Annotated in this window: 19 protein-coding genes and 3 pseudogenes; 13 read left to right on the plus strand and 9 right to left on the minus strand. The window is 57.9% G+C overall.

The genetic code is table 11. From position 1 onward, the window contains the following. The 6 genes and pseudogenes from DVO78_RS09640 to DVO78_RS09660 all read right to left on the minus strand — a co-directional run. Window positions 1-255: pseudogene (locus DVO78_RS09640) on the minus strand (transposase); the annotation flags it as partial. 316 nt (window positions 256-571) lie between these two features. Beyond that, window positions 572-634 (minus strand): annotated as a pseudogene (locus DVO78_RS18390) (IS1/IS1595 family N-terminal zinc-binding domain-containing protein); the annotation flags it as partial. A gap of 314 nt (window positions 635-948) precedes the next feature. Continuing rightward, window positions 949-1,794, minus strand: a complete 846-nt coding sequence (locus DVO78_RS09645) for a bifunctional 5,10-methylenetetrahydrofolate dehydrogenase/5,10-methenyltetrahydrofolate cyclohydrolase (RefSeq protein WP_120004627.1) — start codon at window positions 1,792-1,794, stop codon at window positions 949-951. A gap of 34 nt (window positions 1,795-1,828) precedes the next feature. Next, window positions 1,829-2,692, minus strand: coding sequence for a formyltetrahydrofolate deformylase (gene purU / locus DVO78_RS09650; RefSeq protein ID WP_238385238.1), 864 nt, complete (start codon window positions 2,690-2,692; stop codon window positions 1,829-1,831). A gap of 461 nt (window positions 2,693-3,153) precedes the next feature. After that, window positions 3,154-4,530 (minus strand): MFS transporter, encoded by a 1,377-nt coding sequence (locus DVO78_RS09655; RefSeq protein ID WP_120004630.1) that lies wholly within the window; start codon window positions 4,528-4,530, stop codon window positions 3,154-3,156. 95 nt (window positions 4,531-4,625) lie between these two features. After that, window positions 4,626-6,050, minus strand: a complete 1,425-nt coding sequence (locus DVO78_RS09660; RefSeq protein ID WP_120004632.1) for an aminomethyltransferase family protein — start codon at window positions 6,048-6,050, stop codon at window positions 4,626-4,628. A gap of 323 nt (window positions 6,051-6,373) precedes the next feature. Between DVO78_RS09660 and DVO78_RS17995 the strand changes: the two genes are divergently transcribed. The 12 genes and pseudogenes from DVO78_RS17995 to DVO78_RS09720 form a co-directional block, all read left to right on the plus strand. Continuing rightward, the gene (locus DVO78_RS17995) at window positions 6,374-7,189 is read left to right on the plus strand and encodes a PaaX family transcriptional regulator (protein ID WP_420799087.1); all 816 of its coding nucleotides are present in this window, start codon (window positions 6,374-6,376) and stop codon (window positions 7,187-7,189) included. 73 nt (window positions 7,190-7,262) lie between these two features. Continuing rightward, entirely contained in the window at window positions 7,263-8,789 is a 1,527-nt protein-coding gene (locus DVO78_RS09670; RefSeq protein WP_120004636.1) for an FAD-dependent monooxygenase, read from the plus strand. Further along, the gene (locus DVO78_RS09675) at window positions 8,789-10,858 is read left to right on the plus strand and encodes an acetate--CoA ligase family protein (RefSeq protein WP_120004638.1); all 2,070 of its coding nucleotides are present in this window, start codon (window positions 8,789-8,791) and stop codon (window positions 10,856-10,858) included. The genes DVO78_RS09670 and DVO78_RS09675 overlap by 1 nt, the downstream gene beginning before the upstream one ends. A gap of 5 nt (window positions 10,859-10,863) precedes the next feature. Beyond that, window positions 10,864-12,531 (plus strand): (2,3-dihydroxybenzoyl)adenylate synthase, encoded by a 1,668-nt coding sequence (locus tag DVO78_RS09680; protein WP_120004640.1) that lies wholly within the window; start codon window positions 10,864-10,866, stop codon window positions 12,529-12,531. Window positions 12,532-12,645: 114 nt separating this feature from the next. Continuing rightward, window positions 12,646-13,728, plus strand: a complete 1,083-nt coding sequence (locus tag DVO78_RS09685) for a cupin domain-containing protein (RefSeq protein WP_120004660.1) — start codon at window positions 12,646-12,648, stop codon at window positions 13,726-13,728. Next, entirely contained in the window at window positions 13,725-14,549 is an 825-nt protein-coding gene (locus DVO78_RS09690; protein WP_120004642.1) for a fumarylacetoacetate hydrolase family protein, read from the plus strand. The genes DVO78_RS09685 and DVO78_RS09690 overlap by 4 nt, the downstream gene beginning before the upstream one ends. A gap of 1 nt (window position 14,550) precedes the next feature. Continuing rightward, window positions 14,551-15,291 (plus strand): maleylpyruvate isomerase family mycothiol-dependent enzyme, encoded by a 741-nt coding sequence (locus DVO78_RS09695; RefSeq protein ID WP_120004644.1) that lies wholly within the window; start codon window positions 14,551-14,553, stop codon window positions 15,289-15,291. A 278-nt stretch (window positions 15,292-15,569) separates the two neighbouring features. Beyond that, on the plus strand, window positions 15,570-16,418 hold the full coding sequence (locus DVO78_RS09700; protein WP_120004646.1) for a methylenetetrahydrofolate reductase: 849 nt from the start codon (window positions 15,570-15,572) through the stop codon (window positions 16,416-16,418). A gap of 314 nt (window positions 16,419-16,732) precedes the next feature. Continuing rightward, the gene (gene folE, locus DVO78_RS09705) at window positions 16,733-17,344 is read left to right on the plus strand and encodes a GTP cyclohydrolase I FolE (RefSeq protein WP_238385237.1); all 612 of its coding nucleotides are present in this window, start codon (window positions 16,733-16,735) and stop codon (window positions 17,342-17,344) included. A 316-nt stretch (window positions 17,345-17,660) separates the two neighbouring features. Further along, window positions 17,661-17,957, plus strand: a complete 297-nt coding sequence (locus DVO78_RS09710) for a hypothetical protein (protein ID WP_157983980.1) — start codon at window positions 17,661-17,663, stop codon at window positions 17,955-17,957. Between the two features lie 972 nt (window positions 17,958-18,929). Next, window positions 18,930-19,139 carry a hypothetical protein gene (locus DVO78_RS09715; RefSeq protein ID WP_157983981.1) on the plus strand — a complete coding sequence of 70 codons (210 nt, stop codon included), beginning with the start codon at window positions 18,930-18,932 and terminating at the stop codon, window positions 19,137-19,139. Window positions 19,140-19,217: 78 nt separating this feature from the next. Beyond that, window positions 19,218-19,466, plus strand: a pseudogene (locus tag DVO78_RS09720) (integrase core domain-containing protein); the annotation flags it as partial. Between the two features lie 180 nt (window positions 19,467-19,646). On the opposite strand, the gene DVO78_RS09725 reads toward DVO78_RS09720, so the two are convergent. The 3 genes from DVO78_RS09725 to DVO78_RS09735 all read right to left on the minus strand — a co-directional run bounded on the left by DVO78_RS09725 (window position 19,647) and on the right by DVO78_RS09735 (window position 21,885). Further along, window positions 19,647-19,862, minus strand: coding sequence for a hypothetical protein (locus DVO78_RS09725; RefSeq protein ID WP_120004653.1), 216 nt, complete (start codon window positions 19,860-19,862; stop codon window positions 19,647-19,649). A gap of 233 nt (window positions 19,863-20,095) precedes the next feature. After that, window positions 20,096-20,848 (minus strand): ABC transporter permease, encoded by a 753-nt coding sequence (locus DVO78_RS09730; RefSeq protein WP_120004655.1) that lies wholly within the window; start codon window positions 20,846-20,848, stop codon window positions 20,096-20,098. Beyond that, a complete protein-coding gene (locus tag DVO78_RS09735) occupies window positions 20,845-21,885 on the minus strand; it encodes an ABC transporter ATP-binding protein (RefSeq protein ID WP_120004657.1) in 1,041 nt (346 codons plus the stop codon). The genes DVO78_RS09730 and DVO78_RS09735 overlap by 4 nt, the downstream gene beginning before the upstream one ends. A 92-nt stretch (window positions 21,886-21,977) precedes the next feature. Between DVO78_RS09735 and DVO78_RS09740 the strand changes: the two genes are divergently transcribed. Next, a complete protein-coding gene (locus DVO78_RS09740) occupies window positions 21,978-22,946 on the plus strand; it encodes a helix-turn-helix transcriptional regulator (protein WP_120004659.1) in 969 nt (322 codons plus the stop codon). Window positions 22,947-23,264: the final 318 nt, after the last annotated feature.

Consider the following 23,264-nt stretch of genomic DNA (forward strand, 5'->3'; position numbering starts at 1 on the left):
GCCCATCCACGCTGCAGCAGCATCAAGGTCCTTGACCTGCATAAGCTCCCTGGTCAGTCCCAGAATCTCCTGACCGGCTTCGAGTCGGGGGTTCAGGGTGGTGTGCCGCACTACCGCAGCTCTGATGTGGAAGTAGCAGCGCTGGATCCGGGTTCTTCGCCACTGCTGATCCAGGGCCGCTCGTAGCCCTGTGCCGCCGTCGGTGACCACCACAGCAGGAGCCGGTAGCCGCCGCAGCATGGCTTCCCAGGCCGCACGTTTCTCGGTAGCGCACCATCATTGATAGCCGAACACCCCGGTCGGGGCGATAGCGATCAGACAGCACCAGGGGGCCGATGTAGATCCCATCGAGCTGGATCTGGTTGTAGATCTCTCCGGTGACAGGGATCCTGGGGTTGATGTTCCAACACCAGACGACTTGGCGGCGGAAGGACCGGGCACTGATTCCGACTTTCTTCTCTACCTGAACCTGAGTGTGTTCACCGCTTAGCCACGCTAGAAACGCCTCGAGCTCATGGCGGCGGGTCACATCCTCTCGGCGCTGTTTCGCAGAGCGGTAGGCACCACAGTCAGTGCACTTATACCGCTGTGATCCAGCAGCGGTTTTACCACTCTTCTTCACCCGGGCGCCGCAGAGATCACATTCCCCAGAAGATGCAAGCGTCCCTCAGGGATGTACGCCTCAGAGTATACCGACCCCGATTCTACAGCCCCAGCGTCGGGATGCAGAGCTACTCAGCACTACGAATCTGACCTATAAACCCCGATAGCCCATAAGGAGGGAGCCCCGCACCATGAGCACCCAGCCAGCCCAGCAGCCACAGTCAACAGCGGCAAACAAAGTAAGCCTCTTCACTTCCAGGCCAATTCAGTGTCTGAAACTTCAGGGTAGGCCCAACAGATATAGAAGGGTTATCTGCGATACGCCGGATAACTCGATGGCTTAAGTCAGAGCAGACCGTTGAGACGCTTATGTGCCTCAACGGTCTGCTCGAGCAGACATGCGATAGTCATGGGCCCTACACCACCGGGTACCGGGGTGATCCAGCTAGCGCGTTTTGCTGCGCTGTCGTACTCGACGTCACCAGTCATATCGGAGTAACCCGCGTCGACCACTACGGCCCCTTCTTTGATCCAACTACCTTTTACTAGTTCTGGGCGTCCTGTCGCTGCTACGACCAAGTCGGCCTGAGAGATTTTCGTCTGCAGGCCAGAAGTTCGGGAATGACAGTAGGTGACTGTAGCATTCTGCGCCAAGAGCAGAAGACCCATCGGTATTCCCAGAATTCTGCTCCGGCCTACGACGACGGCATGCCGACCTTTCATCTCGATGCCATAGTGTTCAAGCAATCGCATGATTCCACCGGGGGTCGCCGAGCGAAAGCCATACTCATCGAATGCCATTGCTGCTAAAGAATCGCTGGTCACTCCATCAACGTCTTTGGCCGGTTCGATAGCTGCGAAGACGGCAGCCTCGTCCACCGCGGGCGGGGCCGGGTGCTGAACGAGAATACCGTCAACCGCTGGATCCTCACTGAGACTACGAACCGCGGCGACCGCTTCTTCTGTAGTCGTAGTCGCCGGAAGGTCAATTTTCCGCGTTTCGATTCCTACTTGCTTGCAGCGGTTGATCTTCATTTGAACGTAGGTGTGTGAGGCGGGATCATCACCGATTAACACCGTAGCCAGCGAGGGCGGGCGTGCAACCTTAGGTGCAAGTGTGACGATTTCACTCGCCAGTTTCTGCGTGATAACCCTGGCTGTCGCTTTACCATCAAGAATCTGTCCGTGCATCGTCGAGTTTCCCTATCTGTTAGAAATTGAGTCTTTAGAACACGACGGTGACGTTATCGTCGCGCAGGACGCGGTCCTCACAATGGGCTTCTACGGCGGAGGAAAGTACCCGGCGTTCTACATCCGCACCCATGCGCTGCAGATCAGTGGTCGATTCCTTGTGGGTGACGTGGATAACGTCCTGAGCAATGATTGGTCCTTCATCCAGGTCTTTGGTGACGTAGTGTGCAGTGGCCCCGATGAGCTTGACTCCGCGTTCCTTAGCCTTTCGGTACGGTCCTGCACCAATAAAGGCAGGGAGAAAGGAATGATGGATATTGATTACTGGTATGCCCACGTTGTCGATAAATGTCTCAGTCAGGATTTGCATGTAGCGCGCCAAGACCACCAAATCGACATTTCCCTCCAGCAGCTCCAGATGGCGGGCTTCCGCTTCTTCACGCTTGCCCTTTTCTACCGGGACATAGAAGTAAGGAATGTCAAAGGAGCGGACATCCTCACTGAGATCAGGATGATTTGAGATCACCATGGTGATGTTGACTGGAAGCTCACCGCGGCGCTGACGCCACAGCAGATCAAGTAAACAATGATCTGATTTTGAGGCGAATACCGCTACTCTCTTGCGCGTCTTGGCTTCAACTAACCGCCATTCCATACTGATCTCATTCAGAGAAACCGCCAGTTTTGTTCTCAGCTCCTCGATTCGAGTGGTCAGTTGAGGAAGAGTAAAGACCGTACGTTGGAAGAACCTACCTCCTTCTGGATCGGAGGTGTGCTGATTTAGGGAAGCGATATTCGCACCAAGCTCAGACAAAACACTGGTGATTCTCGAAACAATCCCTGGTCTGTCAGTGCCCTGAACGATTAAGCGAGCAGTGTCCTCCAGAGAGGAATCGATAGTCGAACCGCCTGACGCCAATGCCACTGTAGAACTGACCCCCGAAACTGTAGGGTTCTTCACTGTTATTCCTATCATTAAGAGGATTTAATGCTGACTCATATTGTGCTTCAACCCATATAAAATGTCTATTGTCATGTATCGAGAGGGCTGAAGAGTTGTTAACTGTGTCTTATTAAATTCTTTACACTTGTGTTGAATTTCCCAGACTAGACTCCACTCGGCGCAGGTATATGCAAAGGACCCAGGCAACGGAGTTTAGCGTCGATTTGGGTGTATCTACCTCTGTCTGCGGGCCCCCGCATGACAGTCCATATCTTCGCCACCACCGATAAGCGCGAAAAGATGGCGGAATTGTCTCGATGGTATTGTCAGATTCTAGGTAGAAGTTATATATATCATGCATGCCATCAGTGTTCATATAGTTATGAAATATAAGAAAAACTCGCACATTTATTATTTTACGAGTGTTCCGCGAGTTTAATCTCTGCCTCAGGAACTGGCGTATCAACAGTATTTTTGCCAAACGACAAGCCGACAAGTGCGGAAGCAAAGCTGATGGAAATAAGCATCATAGTGACGCCAGTGATTCCCAGATCGGTGGCCATAATTGTGGCGGCCAGGACTGGCGTAAGGCCGCCCCCTAGAATCGTACCAACCTGGTAGGAGAACGATGTACCTGTGTACCTGACCTTCATTGGGAAAAGGCTGGAGATCGCCGCGCCCGCCGGCACCTGAGTTGCTCCCACGAAAAGGGTCAGAAAGATGATTGCCACGTAGAGCAGGAATACATTACCGGAGGCCATTAAAGGGAAGAAAGGGATGAACGCCACAGTACGAGCAAGCCCACCCCACCAGAACAGCCGCCGCATGCCACCCGGTTTGTCCCCGTGCCTGCCCCACAAGGGGGCACTAAGAGCCCAAATACCAGCGGCGAGGCAGATTGCTCCGAGAACCTCGGGGACGGAGTACCCGACATTTGCGGTTCCCCAATTGAGTACGAATGTTAGCGTGATGTACGAACCGGCTGCGGAGCCGACGATAAGCAGAATCCCCCGAAGGATGTGAACGGGGTATTGTGAGATCGCCTCACTGAGGGGCATCTTTTTGGGCTTTGCTGGCTTGTTCGCAGGTTCCTCTTTGTTGGCAAGTTCCTCTTTGCGCGCAGAGAACTCTGGACTTTCAGGAACTTTCAGGCGAATCCAAAGGCCGATTCCGAGAATAACGGCACTAGCGATGAACGGAATGCGCCAACCCCAGTCGTTGAAGGGTTCTTCAGGAACAAACAGGGCAATCAGGAGGAATACGCCGTTGCTGAGAAGTACTCCCAACGGCACACCTACTGCCATTATCCCGGCGTACTTGCTTCGACTCCCTGCGGGCGCGTGTTCTACGGACAACAACACAGCTCCACCCCACTCGCCGCCCAGACCTACGCCCTGTAAGAAGCGAAGTGTTACGAGCATTATCGGGGCGGCTATTCCTATCGTTGCGTAAGTGGGGAGCAGCCCGATTAGAACCGTTACGATGCCGGTCATGACCAGTGTAATGATCAGTGTGTTTTTTCGTCCCCAACGGTCACCTAGGTGGCCGAAGATGATGGCCCCTAGAGGTCTAGCGATGAAACCTACCGCGAAACTGCTAAAGGCGAGAATCAGACCGACGGCGGGATCGAGCGCGGGAAAGAAAGCGTCATTAAGTACGAGAGCGGCGATCACCCCGTAGATGCCAAATTCGTACCATTCCAGCATCGTCCCGATGGCGCTAGCCCTCGCCGCTCGGTTCGGCATCGCTTTATGCGTCTGTTCCCCTCTCGGGGATGCAACATCTTGTGACATGTCCTTCTCATTCAGTCTCGTTTACGGGCCCTCGTCCAGAAACGGCTTCCTAAGGTGTTCTCTGGTGAGAGTATGGGATGGTCACGGATCGCGACCTACTTCGTCGCTACACCTACTGACGTTCGGAAGGCTTGCCTAGTCTTTGGGTCGTAAGGGACGGGATGAACAACGGCACGGATCGTAGTTTGAACATGGTCTTCGACCTGTGGTTTCCGTGATCCGCCGTCTGGCTCACCCCACGTGATCTCGAGTTCTGTTCCCGGTTCAGCATGCTCGGGCGCAATCATCGCGAGTGAAAGGTGCTCGCCGATAGGATTCACGTAGCCAGCGTGGCACGACACTCCAGCCAACGAACCAGAAACAGTGTGAACTTCGTCGAAATGGTTCCAGGAGTAGTAAGAAACTGGTGTCTCGATAGCCTTATAGCGGGGACCGTGTCCAAACTGGGACCTGAACACCTTTTCGACATCCTCCCGGTTCCACACCAGAGATACCTTCTGACGCTTCGATTCCTCGGGGAGGTTTTGCAGGGCTTCTCGCCCAACGAAGTCATGGTCGTACTTGATGATGTGACCGTAACCCAGGTCGTAAGGTGTGGCGTAATAGTCCTCTAGGGAGTCGGCAACAAAACTTCCACCGAGCTCGGTGTGGGCCTCCCATCCATCTGCGGACAGCCACTCGCGGTACGATTTTAGTTCAGGATCTGTAAATATGCCGGGTACAGGGTACGCCATCCACCCGTTGGATAAGGGAGTACTGAAGTAGGCCTGTGTCCCTACGGGGAGAAGCCCATAGTCGCGCCCAACCTCTAGAATCGAGTTCCGAACACGTTCTTCGTCCCCAAACGGCCCGGAGATCTCAACACCTTGGTGGCCGGCCATGCCGTGCCGGAGTACCAGCACATCGCAGCCTCGGATAGTTACTCGCGCGGTTCTGAAGAACCGAAGCTCAGGCATGTCGCCGTCAATGACTTTGGAGAAGATTTCTCCAGCATTAGGGCCGTCAATTTGGAATCGCCAGTTGGTGCGCTCCCCGCTGGGATTAAGGTTGGAAGGAGCGTCCCTTGTAATCTCGACATCCCAGTTCCCAACTTCGGCGTTGTAGTGTACCCAGTTCTGCAAGGGCATGCTGCTTACGAGCTCGAATTTGTGTTCCCCGAGGCGGTAAGCAATGCAGTCACCAATGACGTGTCCTTTAGGAGCGCACACTACGTACTGTTTAGCTCGATCAGCTGTGAAATTTGTAAGTGAGTTGATTCCGAGATACTCGAGAAGCTTCAAAGCGTCGGGTCCTTCGAGAAACATCTCAGGCATGTGATGAGACTGGTGGAACAGAGCTGCGGTTTCAGACCAACTTCTTTGTTCGTCTCGCCAGTTCGTAAAGGCTGGGGGTATGAACGAGCCTCTATTGCCCGATCGACTGAAATGTGGAGAAGGGGCGTCATTGTAGAAGTGTCCCAAAAGACTGGGGACCTCTTCCGTAAGTTGCTGCAAGGATTTTTGAGACTGTGCGTTGCTCATTGGTGAACTCCTTGTTTGCTCCCGGTTAGGGGTAGGCGGACCGGAACGCGTATCGAACTTTAAGCTGTGTCACAGTGAGTGACTACGGCCACATTTACAAATCTATTGTGACGTATGGGTGTACAAGCGTCAACTATCTGTAACATTTAAGTTCTATGCAGGCTGAAGGATTGCTCGACTGAATAGCAGAGGTGAGAGCGCTGTGCGGAATATTTGCTTCGAAGAGCAAAAGCTTCCGGTTCCGGACTCGTACTACGCGATTCAAGGCTCAGAAACTCGGAGACCCCCTAAGGAGTCAGAACATGCGACCTAAGGATCTCGTCATGGATCTGTTTGGCGACTACATCCGCTACATGGATGGCGAAATACGACTTACCCAGCTCACGCACCTCTTGTCGCTGTTTGACGTGGAGCCTGCCACAACGCGGGTGACCTTGTCTCGAATGCGCAGGGAGGGGTGGGTCTTCACCGCGAGGCACGGTCGTGAGACGAGCTACAGTGCTTCGCCCCGAATGCTGGAGGTTCTCGACGAGGGGAGGCAGCGCATCTTCAATATCACAGCTCTGCCTTGGTCGGGACAATGGACCATGGTCCTATACCAAATTCCAGAATCTAGGCGGCATCAGCGTGAGTCGCTGAAGCGCATGCTGACCTGGGAAGGTTTCGGTCAGTTGAACCCCACCACGTGGGTCTCCCCCCATGACGTCCGAGAGAAGATGCGCGCCGCCCTTGAGGACGAGGCAGGGGCCAACATTCACGTTCTCACTATGACCACAGGCAGCTGGGCGCGAGACCGGCAGCTTGCCCAACAATGCTGGGAGCTGGAGAACTTGACAGAGAAATACAAGCGGTTCATCGGAGAGTGGGAGCCGTATCAGAACCTCGATCACGCCGACATGTCCCTCGAGAGCGCTCTGGTGCACCGGGTGAAACTAGTCTGGAACTATCGCCGCTTTCCTTTTGTCGACCCTGGGCTACCGGCCGCACTGAGTCCGGAGGGCTGGCCAGCCCCCCAAGCTCACGAGATCTTCTTGAGAGTCCACAGTGCCCTCGCCGCAGGAGCCAACTCCTACATGTCCTCGGTTCTTGCTAGTCAGAACCCAAGGGACGCGTCCTCAGAAGCGACATCTGACACGTGATTCACTAGAAATTGTTATAGTTAGTAGAGTAAGCTTCATCACATTGCCACGAGGAATCAGGAGATGTCCCGCGATGACCATTCGGATTGCATGCATCGGTGGAGGGCCCGGGGGGCTATTTTTCTCCACACTCATGAAGCGCTATTTACCGGACTCGGAGGTGGTGCTATTCGAAAGGAACCAGGCATCTGATGCTTTTGGTTTCGGAGTTGTCTTTTCCGATGCCACACTCCGCAAGATTACTGAGGCTGATCCCGTTCTGGAACGTGTACTCGCAGAACGAGGCCGGCATTGGGACACCATTCAGGTATGGCTCAAAGGTGAGCGCCACCATTTCAACGGCAATGGCATGTCTGCCATCCACCGCAAGAACCTCCTCTCAGCGCTGCAGGAGAACGCCGCCGAGGCGGACGTGGAGATGCGCTTCGGGACTTTCGTCCCCTCTCTCGAGGGTCTAGACGACTTTGATCTAATTGTCGCAGCCGATGGCGCCAACTCCGGCACACGTGGCCAGGTAGGGGAAGAAGTACTGGGTCATGAAGTGGTTCAGGCCAGCGCTAAGTTCATTTGGTTCGGTACAACGCACATGTTTGACGGCCTGACCTTTGTGCACCGACAAAATGAGCACGGTAACTTTGCCGCTCATGCGTACCCCATTAGTGATGAACTCTCCACATTCATCGTCGAAGCCGACGCGCAGACATGGCTAGATGCGGGGCTCGACGAATTCGATGTGACTCAACCACCGGGTGTATCTGACCTTAAATCCAAAGAATACATTGAGAGACTGTTCGCCGACGATCTTCAGGGCGACAGTGTTGTCGTCAACAACTCCCGCTGGGGAAACTTCAGGACGCGGAGTACAGATCGATGGTTCAACGGCAACGTTGCGTTCTTGGGTGACGCTCTCCACACCGCTCACTTTTCGGTGGGCTCTGGCACGAAAATGGCCATGGAGGACGCCATCACTCTGGCGAACAGCGTCGCGGAGCATACCCACGACCTGCACACGGCTTTGAGCCAGTACGAGTCTGCGAGGAAACCCGACGTGGCCAGAGTCCAAGATGCTGCCCGTCCGTCATTGAGCTGGTGGGAACATTTTGCTCGTTACCACAACACTCTCGACCCTCTGCAGTTCACATTTCACTTTTTCTCTCGCTCAATCTCAATAGACAAGATCCGCAACCGCGACCCAGATTTCGTTTCGACGGTAGAAAACGCGTGGTTGAACAAGCATGGGAACGTCCCGCTAAGCACACCGCTAAGGGTGGCCGGCTCACAGGTAGAGCAACGGTTCCTCATCGCAAGGAACAACTCGCTGTACTCCGGTGAGTCTCGTATAGAGCTGGGCGGGTGCGACCTTGCTGTGCTGGAGGCACCGAGCGATGAATTCGACCTCGATTCCAGCTTCTCCCAGTTACCGGACGCAGGGACAGTGCTGGTCAAAGGTGGCACTGCTCTGACAAGACGACTATTGAGTGAAGAGGCACGCTTGGGAAGAGGTCTCACATCCATTATTCAAGAGCCAGTGGATGAAAACAGCGCTCTCACGGCAGTGTTGTCTGGCCGAGCAGATGCCGTCGCATCCGAGGAGTCATGATGACAGTCTCCGTGACTAACCAGATCACGCGCACCGCCAATGATTTACATTCATTGTTTGCTCCACGCGGCGTCGCAGTCATTGGCGCCTCCTCGGAACCTGGCAAGCTTGGTGCTGTCATGGCAGAGGCAGTATCTGCCTATGAGAAGCCAGTTGCTCTGGTCAATCACCGCAATGAACTAATGCATGGCTCCATCGATGATGCCGTCCAGGAGGAGGGCCTCATTGACCTCGCCATTCTCTGTGTGCCAGCAGCAGCGACAGCTGGAGTCCTGCGTGCCACCGCTGATGCTGGGGTCACCGCAGCGTTGGTATGTGCAGGAGGTTTTGCCGAGGCAGGGGGGCTAGGGGCTGAATACCAAAGAGATGTCGTCGACGTCATCCGCGAAACCGGACTGAGGGTTTTAGGCCCCAACACCTCCGGGTTTTTCGTGCCCCATCAAAGACTATCAGCCAGCTTCGTCCCGGGAATCTCCGATATTACAGCTGGCACGGTGGCTGTCGTGTCCTCCAGCGGTGGAGTGAACCACTCGCTGTCATTCCGCCTGGACCAGGCGGGAGTAGGCGTTTCGGTCGGCGTGGGGATCGGCGCCGGAGTCGATGTCACTGCAGCTGACGTCATCGAGTATCTTGCGACGGATCCCGCCACAGGTGCCATCGCACTTCACATCGAAACGGTCGCTGACGGACCGCGACTGATGAACGCCATACGCCAGGCATCCAAAAATAAACCGGTTGTGGCTCTCATTGTGGGACAGAACGACGTTGCAGAGTTCGCCCAATCGCATACGGGATCGCTTGCCACGTCCTGGAGAATCACCAACGCGGCACTGCAGCAGAGCGGTGCGGTGCTAGTCACCGATGAAGACGAATTAGTCTCCGTCGTCTCTGCGCTATCCAGGGCCCGCATCCAACCGCATCCAAACCCGGGCGTCGCCCTGATCACCGGACAGGCTGGGCCGGGGCTGATTGCCGCCGATCACCTCTCGGGGGCGAATGTCTCCGTGCCTCCGCTGGCTGAGGCCACAACAGAAGAGCTCTCCGCTCTCTTGCCGCCTCTGACGTATCAAGGTAATCCCGTAGATACGGGGCGACCGGGAAACACTTTCCCTGCTGTCATTCGCGCAGTTGCCGCTGACCCTGAAATCCAAGCATTGGGAATCTACGGAATTCTCGAACCGGTGGTCGATTTCCCCCACGCCTTGAGCTCAGCAGACATCGGGACGACGGCGGCGGTCCTCTCCGTGGATGGGCCTTCCGCACAGGTGCGTGGGGTCGTCCGCGAAGGGACAACTGCCGGAGTTCCCGTCGTCAGCGGTCCGACTGCCTTGGCACGCAGTCTCACGGGTTTGGTCAGGGACTCTAAGGCGCAGCATTCCCTCTCGCAACCCTACCTGCACGCAAGGGGTGTTGAACTGGGAACCGGCCCATGGGACGAGGCCTCGGCCAAAGAGCTGCTGCAAAGGGCCGGAGTCAAGACTCCCCCAATGGCCCGCACCACCTCGCATCAAGGCGCTCATGCCGCACTAGCGAAAATCAATGCTCCGGTGGCTGTAAAGCTCATCGATGCGGAGGTCCTTCATAAGACCGACATCGGTGGTGTTCATCTGGGAGTTGCAACTCCAGAGCAACTCGATACTGCGTTGACTGCCCTCGACAACGCAGGAGCCAAAGAGTACCTCATCGAAGAAATGGCTGAGGCAGGCATCGATCTGGTAGTTGGAGCACGCCGCGATCCAGTCTTCGGAATTCTGGTCCTTCTCGGCCTTGGGGGAACAGCCGTCGAGGTGATGGGCGATGTAAGTCTCGGGGTCCATCCGCTTCGAGTCGGAACTGCCGAAGCCATGGTCGACGGATTAGCTGTGGGCCGAATGCTGCGCGGATGGCGGGGGAATCATCCGATCGACCTCGAGGGCCTGGCCCAGATTATGTCGACCCTCGGACAGTCGCTTGAAGAAAACCCACACGTCAACGAGATCGAGATCAATCCACTGCGGCTGACAAGAGACGGACTAGTCGCCCTGGATGCCGTCATCGTTACGGCCCGCAACCCGATCGAGAAGGACTGAGTCCAATGGTTGAGCACAGTACAGCAGGTATTACCAAGTGGCCCGAAGACTTTGCTGAGCACTATCGCCAAGCCGGATATTGGGAGGACCAATCCCTGAGTTCGCACTTGATCAAGACTGTCGACAGGGTGCCAGAACGTGTTGCCCTCGTCGATGCAGCTGACGGAACGCGTCTGACATACGCAGAGCTTCTGGACCGCGCTGACGCGGCAGCGGAACGCTTATTAGCCGGGGGGCTGGATCGGGACGACAGGGTGCTCATCATTCTGCCCAACAGCTGGCAGTTTGTTGTGCTGACGTTGGCATGTTTCAGAGCCGGGATCATTCCAATCATGGCACTACCAGCCCACCGACGCTACGAACTGCAATTCCTCAGCACGTTGGCCGAGGCCAGAGCGATCTTCGCAGCGGACGTCATTAAGGATTTCGATTACCAAGTCATGGGTGAAGAACTGCGTTCCGAGGTGCCCACCCTTGAGCAGATCTTCGTCACGGGGACACCTCACTCGGGTAATGAATGTCTGGATGAACTTCTCGCACCGGGACAAAACCCGGAGGAGGCACGTGCGCGCCTGGACTTGTCCGCACCAGCTGGGGAGGACGCGGCTTTATTTCTCCTATCGGGAGGTACCACCGGACTGCCGAAACTCATTGTCAGAACGCACAACGACTACGCCTACAATATTAAGGCCTGCACTGAGGTAGCCAAGCTCACCGAAGATTCGGTGTCCCTGGTCACGATGCCAGTCAGTCACAATTTTCCCTTGGCATGTCCAGGGGTGCTCGGTTCACTGTTCCTCGGTGCACGCACGGTTTTGCTACCAAGCGCCAACCCCACCAAGGCCTTTCCCGTCATTGAGGCGGAGTCGGTCACAGACACCGCTGTTGTGCCTGCTGTCGCACAAACGTGGATTGAATACGCGGCTGCGCAAGCCACTAATCAGCTTGAGAGTTTGCGAACCATCCAAGTGGGCGGCTCCCGCATGCCCGATGAATTGGCGCGCAGAGTCGAGCCCGTGCTGGGTTGTAATCTGCAGCAGGTTTTCGGCATGGCCGAAGGTCTCATCAATATGACCCGATTGGATGACGACCCAGAAGTGATCCACGCCACTCAGGGGCGCCCAGTCTCCGAGGCCGATGAAGTCCGGATTGTCGATCCACTCGGGGAGGACCTCCCGGATGGCGTGTCAGGAAGGATCCTTACCCGCGGCCCCTACACTCCCCGCGGCTACTACGCTGCCCCCGAGGCCAACTCCAAAGCTTTTGATGAGGGTGGATGGTACGCCCCGGGTGACATTGTGGAACGCCGTCCGGATGGCAACCTCGTGGTGCAAGGGCGGGACAAAGACATGATTAACCGTGGTGGCGAGAAAATCTCAGCAGAAGAGGTGGAGTCTCTGGTCTACCGAATCCCTGGACTGAGCATGGTCGCCGCAGTGGCCATGCCGGATCCTGTCCTGGGTGAGAAGGTCTGTCTCTACGCCCAGATATCGAAAGGGTTCACCCTGACTCTGGAAGACGTTCGAGAACACCTCCATAGTACTGGTATTGCTGCATTCAAAATCCCAGAACGTATAGAAATCGTCGACGAAATCCCGACGACCAAGGTGGGAAAGATCGACAAACGGGCACTAAGGCAAGACATCGCCGAACGGATCAGTGTCGAACAGTAAGCCTAGCTTGAGGGCAGTCAAAGGGCCGCCCTCCGCGGCAACTATCGAGGAGGATCGATGAGTATCGATGATAACAATTATGCCGATCATGATTTGGCTCGAGGTGTTGATGGGATGAGTGTGCCGCCACCGACTCCTGAGGAGCAGGTGCAGTTGGATCAGCTTTACGCTGATTTTGAGGCGGGGCACATGATCCCGTTGTGGACTGAGATTGGTGATCTGATGCCGCCGGAGCCGCGCCCTCAGGCGCAGCCCCATCTGTGGCGGTGGAAGGAGCTGCTTCCTTTAGCTCAGCGTGCTGGGGATCTGGTCCCGGTGGGTCGAGGTGGGGAGCGACGGGCGATTTCTCTGGCCAATCCTGGGCTTGGGGGGCGGCCGTATACGACGCCGACTCTGTGGTGCGCGATCCAATACCTGGGCGGGCATGAGGTTGCGCCTGAGCACCGGCATTCGCAGAACGCTTTTCGTTTTGTAGTTGAGGGTGAAGGCGTGTGGACGGTGGTCAACGGGGATCCGGTGCGCATGTCCCGGGGCGACTTCCTGTTGACTCCTGGCTGGAACTTCCATGGCCACCATAATGAGACGGATCAGCCCATGGCGTGGATCGACGGACTCGACATCCCCTTCGTTCACTACACTGATTCTTCGTTCTTTGAGTTCGGCACTGACCGCGTGACTGATGAGTCGACTCCTGATGTCTCTCGAAGCGAGCGTTTATGGAGCAATCCCGGTTTGCGTCCGCTCTCAGGTCTTCGCAAGACGGTCTCATCACCTATAGGTGCTTACCGGTGGGAACATACCGACAGGGCGCTTTCTGAACAGCTCCGTATTGAGGATGAAGGGTATCCGGCGACTGTCGGTCCGGGGCATGCTGCAGTGCGTTTCATCAATCCCACCACCGGTGGAGACGTGATGCCGACTATTCGCGCCCAGTTCCATCGGCTGCGTCCGGGCGTTGAGACTCGCACAGTCAGGGAAGTCGGGTCGAGTGTGTATCAGGTCTTTGAAGGCCGCGGCACAGCGACAATTGGTGACCAGCAGCACCAGGTGGAGACCGGCGACATCTTCGTCGTTCCTTCGTGGGAGCCCTTCCACCTGCAGGCGGAGACGACATTCGATCTCTTCCAATTTGGTGATCACCCCATCATCGAGAAACTGCACTTCCAGCGGACCTACATCGAAGAGGAGAACACATGAGACTGAGCACTATCCGCACACCTGAGGGCTCGGCAGCAGCACGCCAAGAAGACGGCCGCTGGGTGGTCATCGACGGCTATGCAGACGTGGGAGAGCTTCTGACCCAGGACAACTGGCGCCAGCTGGCAGAAGCAGCATCCGGTCCGTATTCCAAGGCTTCGGACGTGGAGCTTGAGAACCCGCTGCCGAACCCAGGCAAAGTGATCTGCGTGGGACTGAACTATGCCTCGCACATCAAGGAAATGGGCCGGGACCTGCCCACCCATCCGACATTGTTCGCAAAATACGCAGAGACTCTGACCGGCCCATTCGACCCGGTGACAGCAGTAGCCGAAGATCCGGAACTGGATTGGGAAGGCGAATTAGTCGTGGTCATCGGCTCTGAGGCCTATCGCGTCACAGAAGAGGAGGCCGGGAGCAAAATCGCTGGCTACTCTTCGGCCAATGACATCTCCATGCGAGGTTGGCAGTTCCGCACGCTGGAGTGGCTGCAGGGAAAGATCTGGGCGAAATCAACCCCTCTTGGTCCGGTGATGGTGACTGCTGATGATTTCGACTACAGTGCCTCGACCCTGCGAACCCGGGTTAATGGTGAGGTCATGCAGGAGCACTCCATCGGTGATTTGGTGTTCACTCCGGAGCATCTGGTGTCCTATATCTCCACCATGATCCCGTTGCATCCGGGGGATGTGATCCTTACTGGCACCCCTGGTGGGGTGGGGCGTGCCCGGGATCCCCAGGTCTTCCTAAAACCTGGTGACGTGGTGGAAGTCGATATCGAGGGCATCGGGCCGATGCGATCCGAGATCGTGGATCCCTGACATGGTTGCCCGTTACGACCTCACAACCGATCTTGACCTTCAAGATCAGCTCCTCACCGTGAGGCGAGGAACAGCTTTTTGGCACCGCAAGGTAGGAGAGCTCAACGACGCTGAGCTCGACGGTGACACGCTGCTGTCTGGATGGAACCGACGCCATTTGGTAGCCCATGTGGGCTATAACGCTCGGGCGATCTCTCGTTTGGTGTATTGGGCCAACACTGGAATTGAGACCCCGATGTATTCCTCTCCGGAAGACCGCAACCGAGAGATCGAGCTGGGCGCAACGATGCCTACACGTGCCCTGCGGCACCTCAACGACCATGCGGCCGTATCGCTGAACGTGGAGTGGCGCGATACTCCTGCCGAGAAGTGGGAGAACATTGTCCGCACAGCACAAGGCAGGCAAGTGCCCTTGAGCGAGACAGTGTGGATGCGCACCCGCGAGGTATGGCTGCATGCCATCGACCTGGATAATGGGGCCCGCTTCTCCGATGTCCCTATCTCTGTCCTGGAACGCCTACTGGGCGACATCACCGGCGCGTGGCGGAACAGAGGGACTGACCCTGGGTTCGCCATCGAAGTCACGGGTCGTCCAGACCTCGGCGTGAGTGGTGCCGGTGCTGGCGAGGCCTCGGCAACGTCGATCCAGGGCAGCCTCTCCGCCGTGGTCTCCTGGGCTTCTGGTCGCGACACCACGGCGCTCACGGTGGGCCGGAATATCCAACCCCCTCGGTGGCTGTGACACTGAGAGGCTGACAGCTCAATGAGACGGGCTGTTCACCCCATCATTCATGAATCATCAATCAACAACATTATAAAATCGCGTAAGAGGTGCATCACGGTTGATTGATAATCGACGATTTAATGGAATAATAGAGGGCAGTAAAAGAAATTGTTAAAAGTCAACTTGCAGACCTTCTCTTCTACGGCGCCGCAATCTTAGTCCCAAATCAACAACCGTAGACAAGTAGGGTCGCCTACGGCCCCTACTTGTCCCATACCTGATCCTGAGGAGCCTGTATGAGAACTTCTTCTCAACCCCACCGTTCAATCATGGCCGAGCCGTCACTCGAAATGACCGGTAAGGACGTGGACGCACTACGTCAGGCCGCTCCGCTGATTGCCCCTGGCACTCTGGTTAACGTCACCTTCTTAGGTAATGAGGATCTGGAGATGCGGGTCACCGCAGCCGAGACAGCCAAGGCGCTCGGCTTTATCCCAGTGCCACACATCTCCGCCCGCCGCTTGCGGTCTCAGGTTGAATTGGAAGAGTTTCTTTCCGCCATCAGGGAGCGTGTGGGCACGGAATACATGTTCGCCGTCGGTGGCGACCCCACAGAACCAATGGGCCCCTACGACTCGGCGCTGAAGATGATTGAGACCGGCCTGTTGAAGGAATACGGGTTTCGAAACATCTCCATCGCAGGCTACCCAGAGAGCCACCCAGACATTACCGAGAAGCAGCTCTGGGACGCTTTGGAGGGCAAAGTCCGTGCTTTCCAGGAGCAGAGGTTGGAAGGCACCATCCTGACCCAGTTCGGTTTTGACACCGACCCGATCCTGGCTTGGACTAAGGAAGTTCGACGCCGCCGGATCAACCTGCCAGTGCGCATCGGCGTGCCTGGCCCAGCTGGCATCAAGCGCCTGCTGAACTACGGGCGTCGATTTGGGGTGTCGACCTCGACCGGCATCGCCAAGAAATATGGCCTCTCTCTAACCAACCTGCTTGGCACCGCTGGCCCCGAAAAGATGATCGCGGATCTGCAGACTGGTCTAGATCCGGCTTTGCATGGGGAAGTGAGGCTGCACTTCTACACTTTCGGGGGCATGGAGGCCACCGCCGAGTGGATCAACCAATATAAGGAATAAACCGTGGCTCTGATGTCCCTCACGACGCCTCGCGGTGCTTATTGCTCGTTTTGTAGCGACCTTCCTGTTTTCGAGCCCAAGTCGGCTTTAGTGCATTGCTGTGACCACAAATTTAGTAAAGCACTATCCAAGCGACAACAAACTATCGAAGGAAGATTGACCATGATCGGTTCAAAACCCATCAAAGATCATTCGGAACTCGCCTAATGTGCCCGCAGGATTTTAACGATAGTGGACCCACGAGGCCCCTGGTGGAGAATCTGTCCACAGAGGTTGGTCATGTATCGACCGGAACAAGTCCAACCGCCTCTAGCGTGCAAGAGTCAGGCGCCCTCGATAGGGCGCCCACCCCCGGGGGAGAAATTGTAAACCTTACTCGGATCGAGGCCGCAGTGCGGGAGATCATTCTTGCGGTGGGGGAGAATCCAGACCGTGATGGCCTGCGGGAAACCCCGGCTCGTGTCGCTCGGGCCTACCAAGAAGCCTTCGCCGGATTGCATCAGAATCCCGCCGATCTGTTGGCGACCACTTTCGACATCGGGCACGAAGAGTTGGTCTTGGCTCGTGACATTCAGTTCTACTCGATGTGTGAGCATCACTTGGTGCCCTTCCTCGGTCGCGCACATATCGGCTACATCCCCGCGGAGGACGGGAGAGTTACCGGGCTGAGTAAGCTCGCTCGACTACTGGACATTTTTGCCAAGCGTCCACAGGTTCAGGAGCAGCTCACCACTCAGATCGTGGACTCGCTAATGGGTCACCTGAGACCGAAGGGCGCGATTGTGGTCGTGGAAGCTGAACACCTGTGCATGTCCATGCGCGGGGTGGCTAAACCAGGGGCCAGGACAATCACTTCGTCAGTGCGCGGCCAGCTGCGTGACGCAGCTACCCGCGCGGAGGCCATGACTCTCATCCTTAACCGGTGAAACTAGTTGAATTTCGGTGCATGGACACTCCTTAGTGGCTCTTCACTGTTAGACCGTTTCAGGTTCAGCTAACTGCTGATCGATCTGTTTCCACGCGGGTGCCGTGGTCGATCTCGTACTGCTGGATCCAGCAGGGCAGACAGTCACGGACGCCGCCCAGCTGTCCCGAGACGGCCTTGATTGCCGCAGTCCGGGAGGAGTGCTCAGCTTGTTGGTGGGCAAGCACCAGCCAGCCGGACAGCCGCTGCTTCAGGCGGGACCAGTGAGACGAGGCGTAGCTGCATCACTTCAGCCTAAAAGGATGCGGGATCAAACCGTGGGAACTTCACTCATCGATGAGCAACCGCCGATGCGTCGCTACGGCGAACACCCACCACTTGATCCGCGCGAGGTGAGAGCCCTCCCGAATGGCGGGATTCAATACGCGCGCGGGGAGCTGCCAGACCTGGGCACCGTCGACGCCAAGGCCCAGCGATACACTCGCACACGAGTGCTCATCGGTGGGGAGAACGCCGAGCACTGGAGGGAATCGGCATGGGTTCCCGCAGGATGGATCCAGCGCATCACGTGTGAAGAATCGAGCTGGCAGGACCCCTATGACGGAGTGTTCTGAGAACCGATGACGCTGCAAAAGCGCAGTGTTGCTGGTGGTGGCGATGCGCGCCGCTGCTCGCGGTGGCACATCCGGCGCGGCTCCAACCGCCGCCGCGCCGGGCGCACTGCCGTATTTCGGCGCTGCACATAAGGAGGACCGCTGGCGCGGTCGGCTGTTTCGGGTGTGCCGCTGATGCGGCGCCCCCCGTTTGTTTTTGCCTTGATGTCCTTCGGATTTTAGCCTCGCGCTCCAGCGGCACAAGCCCCGCCCTGTGGCTGGGGCCTGCTCTGTCGGAAACTTTTTGTACGCGGTCGCTATCGCTCCCTTATTTCGCGCAGAAACTTGTCCTTCTTCACCGCCCTTCGGGTTGCTGCCGCTTGCGGAAAACTACACCCTTGCGCGGGGTATGCGTGATTAGGATCCCGAGATTGCCCGCGACGAGGAACAGATGCGCCACGAAATCTGGGACCGATACGGCATTGAGGCCAATGATTCGCAGGCTGCCGATTAAGCCACCTAGAAGCCGAGATCCGGCGACTCGAAGATGTCCGGGCCGAACAGACTCGTGCGGAAGATGAGTCGAAGCAGCAGCAGAGAAGCGAAGCTGATCCTGCACAACAGGGCGGAGAAACCACCTGGCAAGATGAGACCGCACGTGAGGATGAAGCATCAGCCCGAGAAGCATGTCGAAGGCGCGTGAATACTGGGCACCTGGCCACGTCGGATAATGTCCAGTTTTTGGCCGTCGTTGACGCTGATAATGGAAAGCGCCTCTTCCGGCGAGGGCGTGTGACCCTGATTTGGACTGGCGACCCGGTCCGGTAGGCCTGTCTTTGATCTGACCGTACACGCTCCCACCGGAGGGGGTGGCCCGACACGATCGTCGGCCAGGAGCAAGCATGACTTCATATGAGCCTGGAGAGCCCCATCAACGTCTTGTCTGCCAACCTCTGGTCGACGTGCCCACCATCAGGAAGGCACGCCACCATCATGACAACAACCATTGCCGAAGTCACCCTCGGCACCGCGGCTGAGCCTGCCCGCGTCGAGCTTGCCCCGGCCGAGGTGATCGTAGGCGTTGACACGCACAAAGACACACACCACCTCGCCGTTTTCCACCCGGCCCGGCGCCGCCACCGGCACCGTGGCGGCCTCCCGGGCAGGCCCTGCGACGGCTGGCATGACGTCATCAAGTTCTGAGCGCTGAGATCACCGAGCTTGACGCCGAACTGTAGATCCTGATCACCGAGGCCGCCCCGCGATGCTGGCCACCAAAGCCTGGTCGGCTCGATGGGCAGAGTCGGTGCTGCCGGGGACAATGCCGCGATGGAGAGCTTCTTCAGCCTGCCGCAGAACAACGTCCTCGACGCGAAGCCCTGGGCCACCTGCGAGGAGCTTCGGACCTCTATAGTCCGGTGGATCGAGAGGATTTATCACCGAAGGAGGAAACAGAAGGAACTCGGGAAATTGACCCCGGTCAAGTTCGAGGAGAGACTACTGACCCAGGCCCTGACTCTAGCGGCCTGACAAGGAAACCCCACCTGTCACCCGTTCCTGCATCAGCCCTAATTCATGGCGAAATGGATGAGTCCGTCGAGGATGCCGAGCAGGGCAAGTCTTCCGATGAGTGCCAGGGCCATGGTGATTCCCTCCTGCGTAGTTATGTACCCAAATCAATGTAGTTGTGACCCGTGACAGGGATGCCGATCAGCAGGCTTGGCAGGGTGCTCCAGGTTCAGTCGTGACTTCGTGCCGCCAGTCGCTTGGGGTGAAGTGCGTCCCCGCTTCGGGGCTGGTTTCGACGCAACGGGCCAGGTTCGCGCCAGCATGCCGGATGTTGTACACCTGTCCGTAGCCGCTGAGCCAGGTGCGGTCAGTCTTGACGGAGATGTAGAAGCGGTCGATCTTCACGGAGGTCTTCACTCGATGACCTCCTTTACGCGGCCGCGGGGGAGTCGCCAGAACCTCATGCCTGCACCGACCTCAACAGCGTCATCGAAGGGTAGGATCGAGCCGTCAGGGCGTACCGTTAACCCGGAGGTCGCAAGTTCAAATCTTGCCCCCGCAACGCAAAGTGCGAAGGCCCTGGTTAGGAGTGATCCTGGCCAGGGCCTTCGTCGTCTCCCACCAGTGTGTATGAGTCCGGGCGCCTGGGGTTATAGGCTTCGCCGCATGCTGCGGATGCCCACCGCCAAGCCGACGGCTGTGACGAGGGCAGCCGCGATCCCGCCCTGCCATACCGCGGGGTCAGCGAAGTCACCTTCGACCAGAACGCGCAGGGCGTCGACCAGGTAGGTCAGAGGATTGAACCAGGAGATCACCTCCATCCAGTGCGGGCCCTGGCTGAGGGGCAGCAGTATCCCGGAGAGCAGCATGAGCGGAAACAGCACCGTCTGCTGCACCGCCCAGAAGATCCAGTCCTCTTTCCGGGCAGCGATTCCCAGCGCATAGCTCAGCGCACCAAGGCCCATGCCGAGGATAGCCAACAGGATCAGGCCCAGGAGCAGACCGGGGATATGGGGGCGGAACCCGAAGAACGCGGCGATCAGGCACAGCACCGCCGCCTGGACCACCAGGGGGACCATCTCTTTGCAGGCCCGGCCCACAAGTAGCGCTGCCCGGGACACTGGTGTCACCAGCATCCGCTCGTGGGAGCCCAGGATGATCTCGTAGAGAAGGTTCGACCCGGTCATCGCTGTTCCGAACAGAGTGACCATCACCAGGATCCCGGGCACGAACCACTGGAAGGTCTCACTCAGCGGCTGCCCGGTGGTTCCGCTGAGCAACGGCCCGAACAGGGCCAGGAACGTCAGCGGCTGGACCAGGGAGAAGACCAGTTGGAAGGGGTCTCTTAGCACGGGCTTGAGCTCCCGGGTGAAGACGTGGAGGGAGTCGGCGGCGATACTCATTGGGGTGCTCCTGTCATGGTGGGTTCGGCTGTGTGGACGGTCTGGCTCTCCTCGCGCAGGCTGCGCCCGGTCAGGGTGAGGAAGACGTCATCGAGGGTCGGCTGGTCGAGATCTGCGGTGAGTACTTGGGCTCCTGCTGCGTCGAGGTCACGGATCAGGACTGGGAGCAGGTTCTCTCCCCGATCCACGGTGACTATCAGGCGTTGGGAATCCCCACCGGCATCGCTGATATCGGGTTCCGGGTCGCGTGCACCGGAAGACCTTGCGGTGGTTCGGATCACTTCGGCCGCCGTCGTCGTTGTCTGCGTCGGGACGGTGACGGTGATCCAGTCCCCTGCGAGCGTTGCTTTGAGCCGGGGTGCGGTGTCATCGGCGATCAGCTGCCCGCGATCGATCACCAGGACACGCTCGGCGAACTGATCCGCCTCGTCCAGATAATGGGTGGTCAGCAGCAGCGTCATCCCGTGACGGCGGCGCATCTGCAGGATGTGCTCCCACAGATTCGCTCGGGACTGCGGGTCCAGGCCGGTCGAAGGCTCATCCAGTAGGAGCAATCGTGGCTGCGGTATCAGGCCGAGTGCGATATCAGCCCGGCGTTTCTGCCCGCCTGAGAGCGACTGCGCCCGCCGGTCTGCCACCTCGCCGAGTTCCAGTGCCTCGATCAGTTCATCGGTTCTGCGCGTGGACTCGGTGCGTCCCAGCCCGTACATCAGGCCCTGGCTCTGCAGTTCGTCCCGGAGCCTCTGGTAGGGACTGATTCCGTTCTTCTGTCCGATGTATCCGATGGAGGCACGGACCTGGGCGGTGTGCTTGACGATGTCGTGGCCGCATACCGTTGCGGTGCCCGAGGTGGGCGGCATCAACGTGGTGAGCATCCGCAGCGACGTCGATTTTCCGGCACCGTTGGGACCGAGGAAAGCGGTCAGTGAGCCTTCTTCGATGTCCATGGTCAGGTCCGCGACGGCAACGACTTCTTCTTGGCCCTTGCCAGGAAACACTTTTCGCAGTTTCCTGGCAGAGATGATCGGTGTGCTCATAGGTGCCCCTTTGTCTAGATTTTTGCTGTCGGGACACACAGTAGGGACCAATGCGGCCAGATCATGTCCGCATACCGTGAGAGGTTTTTCCTATGACTGATCCCACAGTTCGCGCACTCCGGCTGCTTTCGCTTCTGCAGACGCATCGGTTCTGGTCAGGGGGCAAGCTGGCCGAACGGCTGGAGGTCTCGGCGAGAACCCTGAGGCGAGATGTCGAACGGCTCCGCGGCCTTGGTTACCGGATTTCGGCGGAACCGGGCGCAGCCGGCGGTTACCAGCTGCAGGCAGGGTCGGCGCTTCCGCCGCTGCTGGTGGACGATGATGAGGCGGTGGCGATCGCCGTCGGGCTCCGGGTGGCCGCGGTAGGCGGGCTCGACGACGCCGAACGCACCTCTTTGAGCGCTCTTGCCAAGCTCGAACAGGTTCTCCCGCGAAATCTGCGGCGGAGGGTCGCCGCTCTGCAGGAGCACATATCACCAGTGGTGTGGGGTGAGCACAAGCGGGTCAGTGCCGACGTGCTGGCTCAGCTCGCGCTCACCTGCCGGGACCGGGAGCGGGTGCGCTTCCACTACACCGCACGGTCCGGAGAAGAGACCCAACGCCTGGTCGAGCCGCATTCGCTGGTCGCCCAGGGGCCTCGCTGGTATCTCATCGCCTGGGACGTGAACCGCGAGGATTGGCGGACGTTTCGTATCGACCGGTTGGCCAAGCTCCATGGCACCGGGGTGCGTGTGCAGCCGCGCCAGCTTCCGGGGGAGAATGCGGCGGAGTTTCTCAAGGCAGACCGTCCCGGGGCTGCACCCCAATATGAGGCAATGTTTCGTCTGCATATGGACCGGCGGAGCTTCCACACCCACTTCGGTGCCTGGGGGCGCGATGCGGTCGAAAACGCTGAAGGCGTCATGGAGTGGCGCGTCCGCGGCAGGACACCGCAGGAGGTGCTGGCCTATATGTTCTGGCTCCCAGACGGTGTCGAATGGGACGTCTGCAGTGATGACGATGCCGTCCGGGCAGCGGCCTCTGCATTCCGTGATCGCCTTGCACAGCTGGCTGTGCGGTAGAGCCCTCAATGTGCGTGCAGTTCCCAGTGTTGGTTTCTAGCGATGATGCGTCAGATTCCGACCCGGATGACGAAGGCGTGGGTCAAGAGTCGATCAAGGGCTCGCAGGTTCAGATCCCGCCTCCGCAATCAGAGAAGGCCCCTGACCAGTGGAAGCGCTGAACCAGGAACCTTCGTTCATGAGAACTCAGCTTCATAGAAAATGTCAGAACCTCAGATGCACATGGGTGGGGCGAGTTCGATCTCCTCGTCCTCATCGTCGGTGGTGATGTAGGCGACACCGCAGATTCGGGTCTCCACGTTGTCCTCGATGAGCATG

This window comes from Nesterenkonia muleiensis, assembly GCF_003600155.1.
GTDB classification, from domain to species: Bacteria; Actinomycetota; Actinomycetes; order Actinomycetales; family Micrococcaceae; genus Nesterenkonia; species Nesterenkonia muleiensis.

Bases quoted from the DNA above. Each gene is read 5' to 3' on its own strand.
- DVO78_RS09715 (WP_157983981.1), top strand. From the start codon at position 18,930: ATGACAACAACCATTGCCGAAGTCACCCTCGGCACCGCGGCTGAGCCT.
- DVO78_RS17995 (WP_420799087.1), top strand. From the start codon at position 6,374: ATGGATCTGTTTGGCGACTACATCCGCTACATGGATGGCGAAATACGA.
- DVO78_RS09645 (WP_120004627.1), bottom strand. From the start codon at position 1,794: ATGCACGGACAGATTCTTGATGGTAAAGCGACAGCCAGGGTTATCACG.
- DVO78_RS09680 (WP_120004640.1), top strand. From the start codon at position 10,864: ATGGTTGAGCACAGTACAGCAGGTATTACCAAGTGGCCCGAAGACTTT.
- DVO78_RS09675 (WP_120004638.1), top strand. From the start codon at position 8,789: ATGACAGTCTCCGTGACTAACCAGATCACGCGCACCGCCAATGATTTA.
- DVO78_RS09685 (WP_120004660.1), top strand. From the start codon at position 12,646: ATGAGTGTGCCGCCACCGACTCCTGAGGAGCAGGTGCAGTTGGATCAG.
- DVO78_RS09740 (WP_120004659.1), top strand. From the start codon at position 21,978: ATGACTGATCCCACAGTTCGCGCACTCCGGCTGCTTTCGCTTCTGCAG.
- DVO78_RS09690 (WP_120004642.1), top strand. From the start codon at position 13,725: ATGAGACTGAGCACTATCCGCACACCTGAGGGCTCGGCAGCAGCACGC.
- DVO78_RS09730 (WP_120004655.1), bottom strand. From the start codon at position 20,848: ATGAGTATCGCCGCCGACTCCCTCCACGTCTTCACCCGGGAGCTCAAG.
- DVO78_RS09695 (WP_120004644.1), top strand. From the start codon at position 14,551: ATGGTTGCCCGTTACGACCTCACAACCGATCTTGACCTTCAAGATCAG.
- DVO78_RS09735 (WP_120004657.1), bottom strand. From the start codon at position 21,885: ATGAGCACACCGATCATCTCTGCCAGGAAACTGCGAAAAGTGTTTCCT.
- DVO78_RS09670 (WP_120004636.1), top strand. From the start codon at position 7,263: ATGACCATTCGGATTGCATGCATCGGTGGAGGGCCCGGGGGGCTATTT.
- DVO78_RS09660 (WP_120004632.1), bottom strand. From the start codon at position 6,050: ATGAGCAACGCACAGTCTCAAAAATCCTTGCAGCAACTTACGGAAGAG.
- DVO78_RS09655 (WP_120004630.1), bottom strand. From the start codon at position 4,530: ATGTCACAAGATGTTGCATCCCCGAGAGGGGAACAGACGCATAAAGCG.
- DVO78_RS09700 (WP_120004646.1), top strand. From the start codon at position 15,570: ATGAGAACTTCTTCTCAACCCCACCGTTCAATCATGGCCGAGCCGTCA.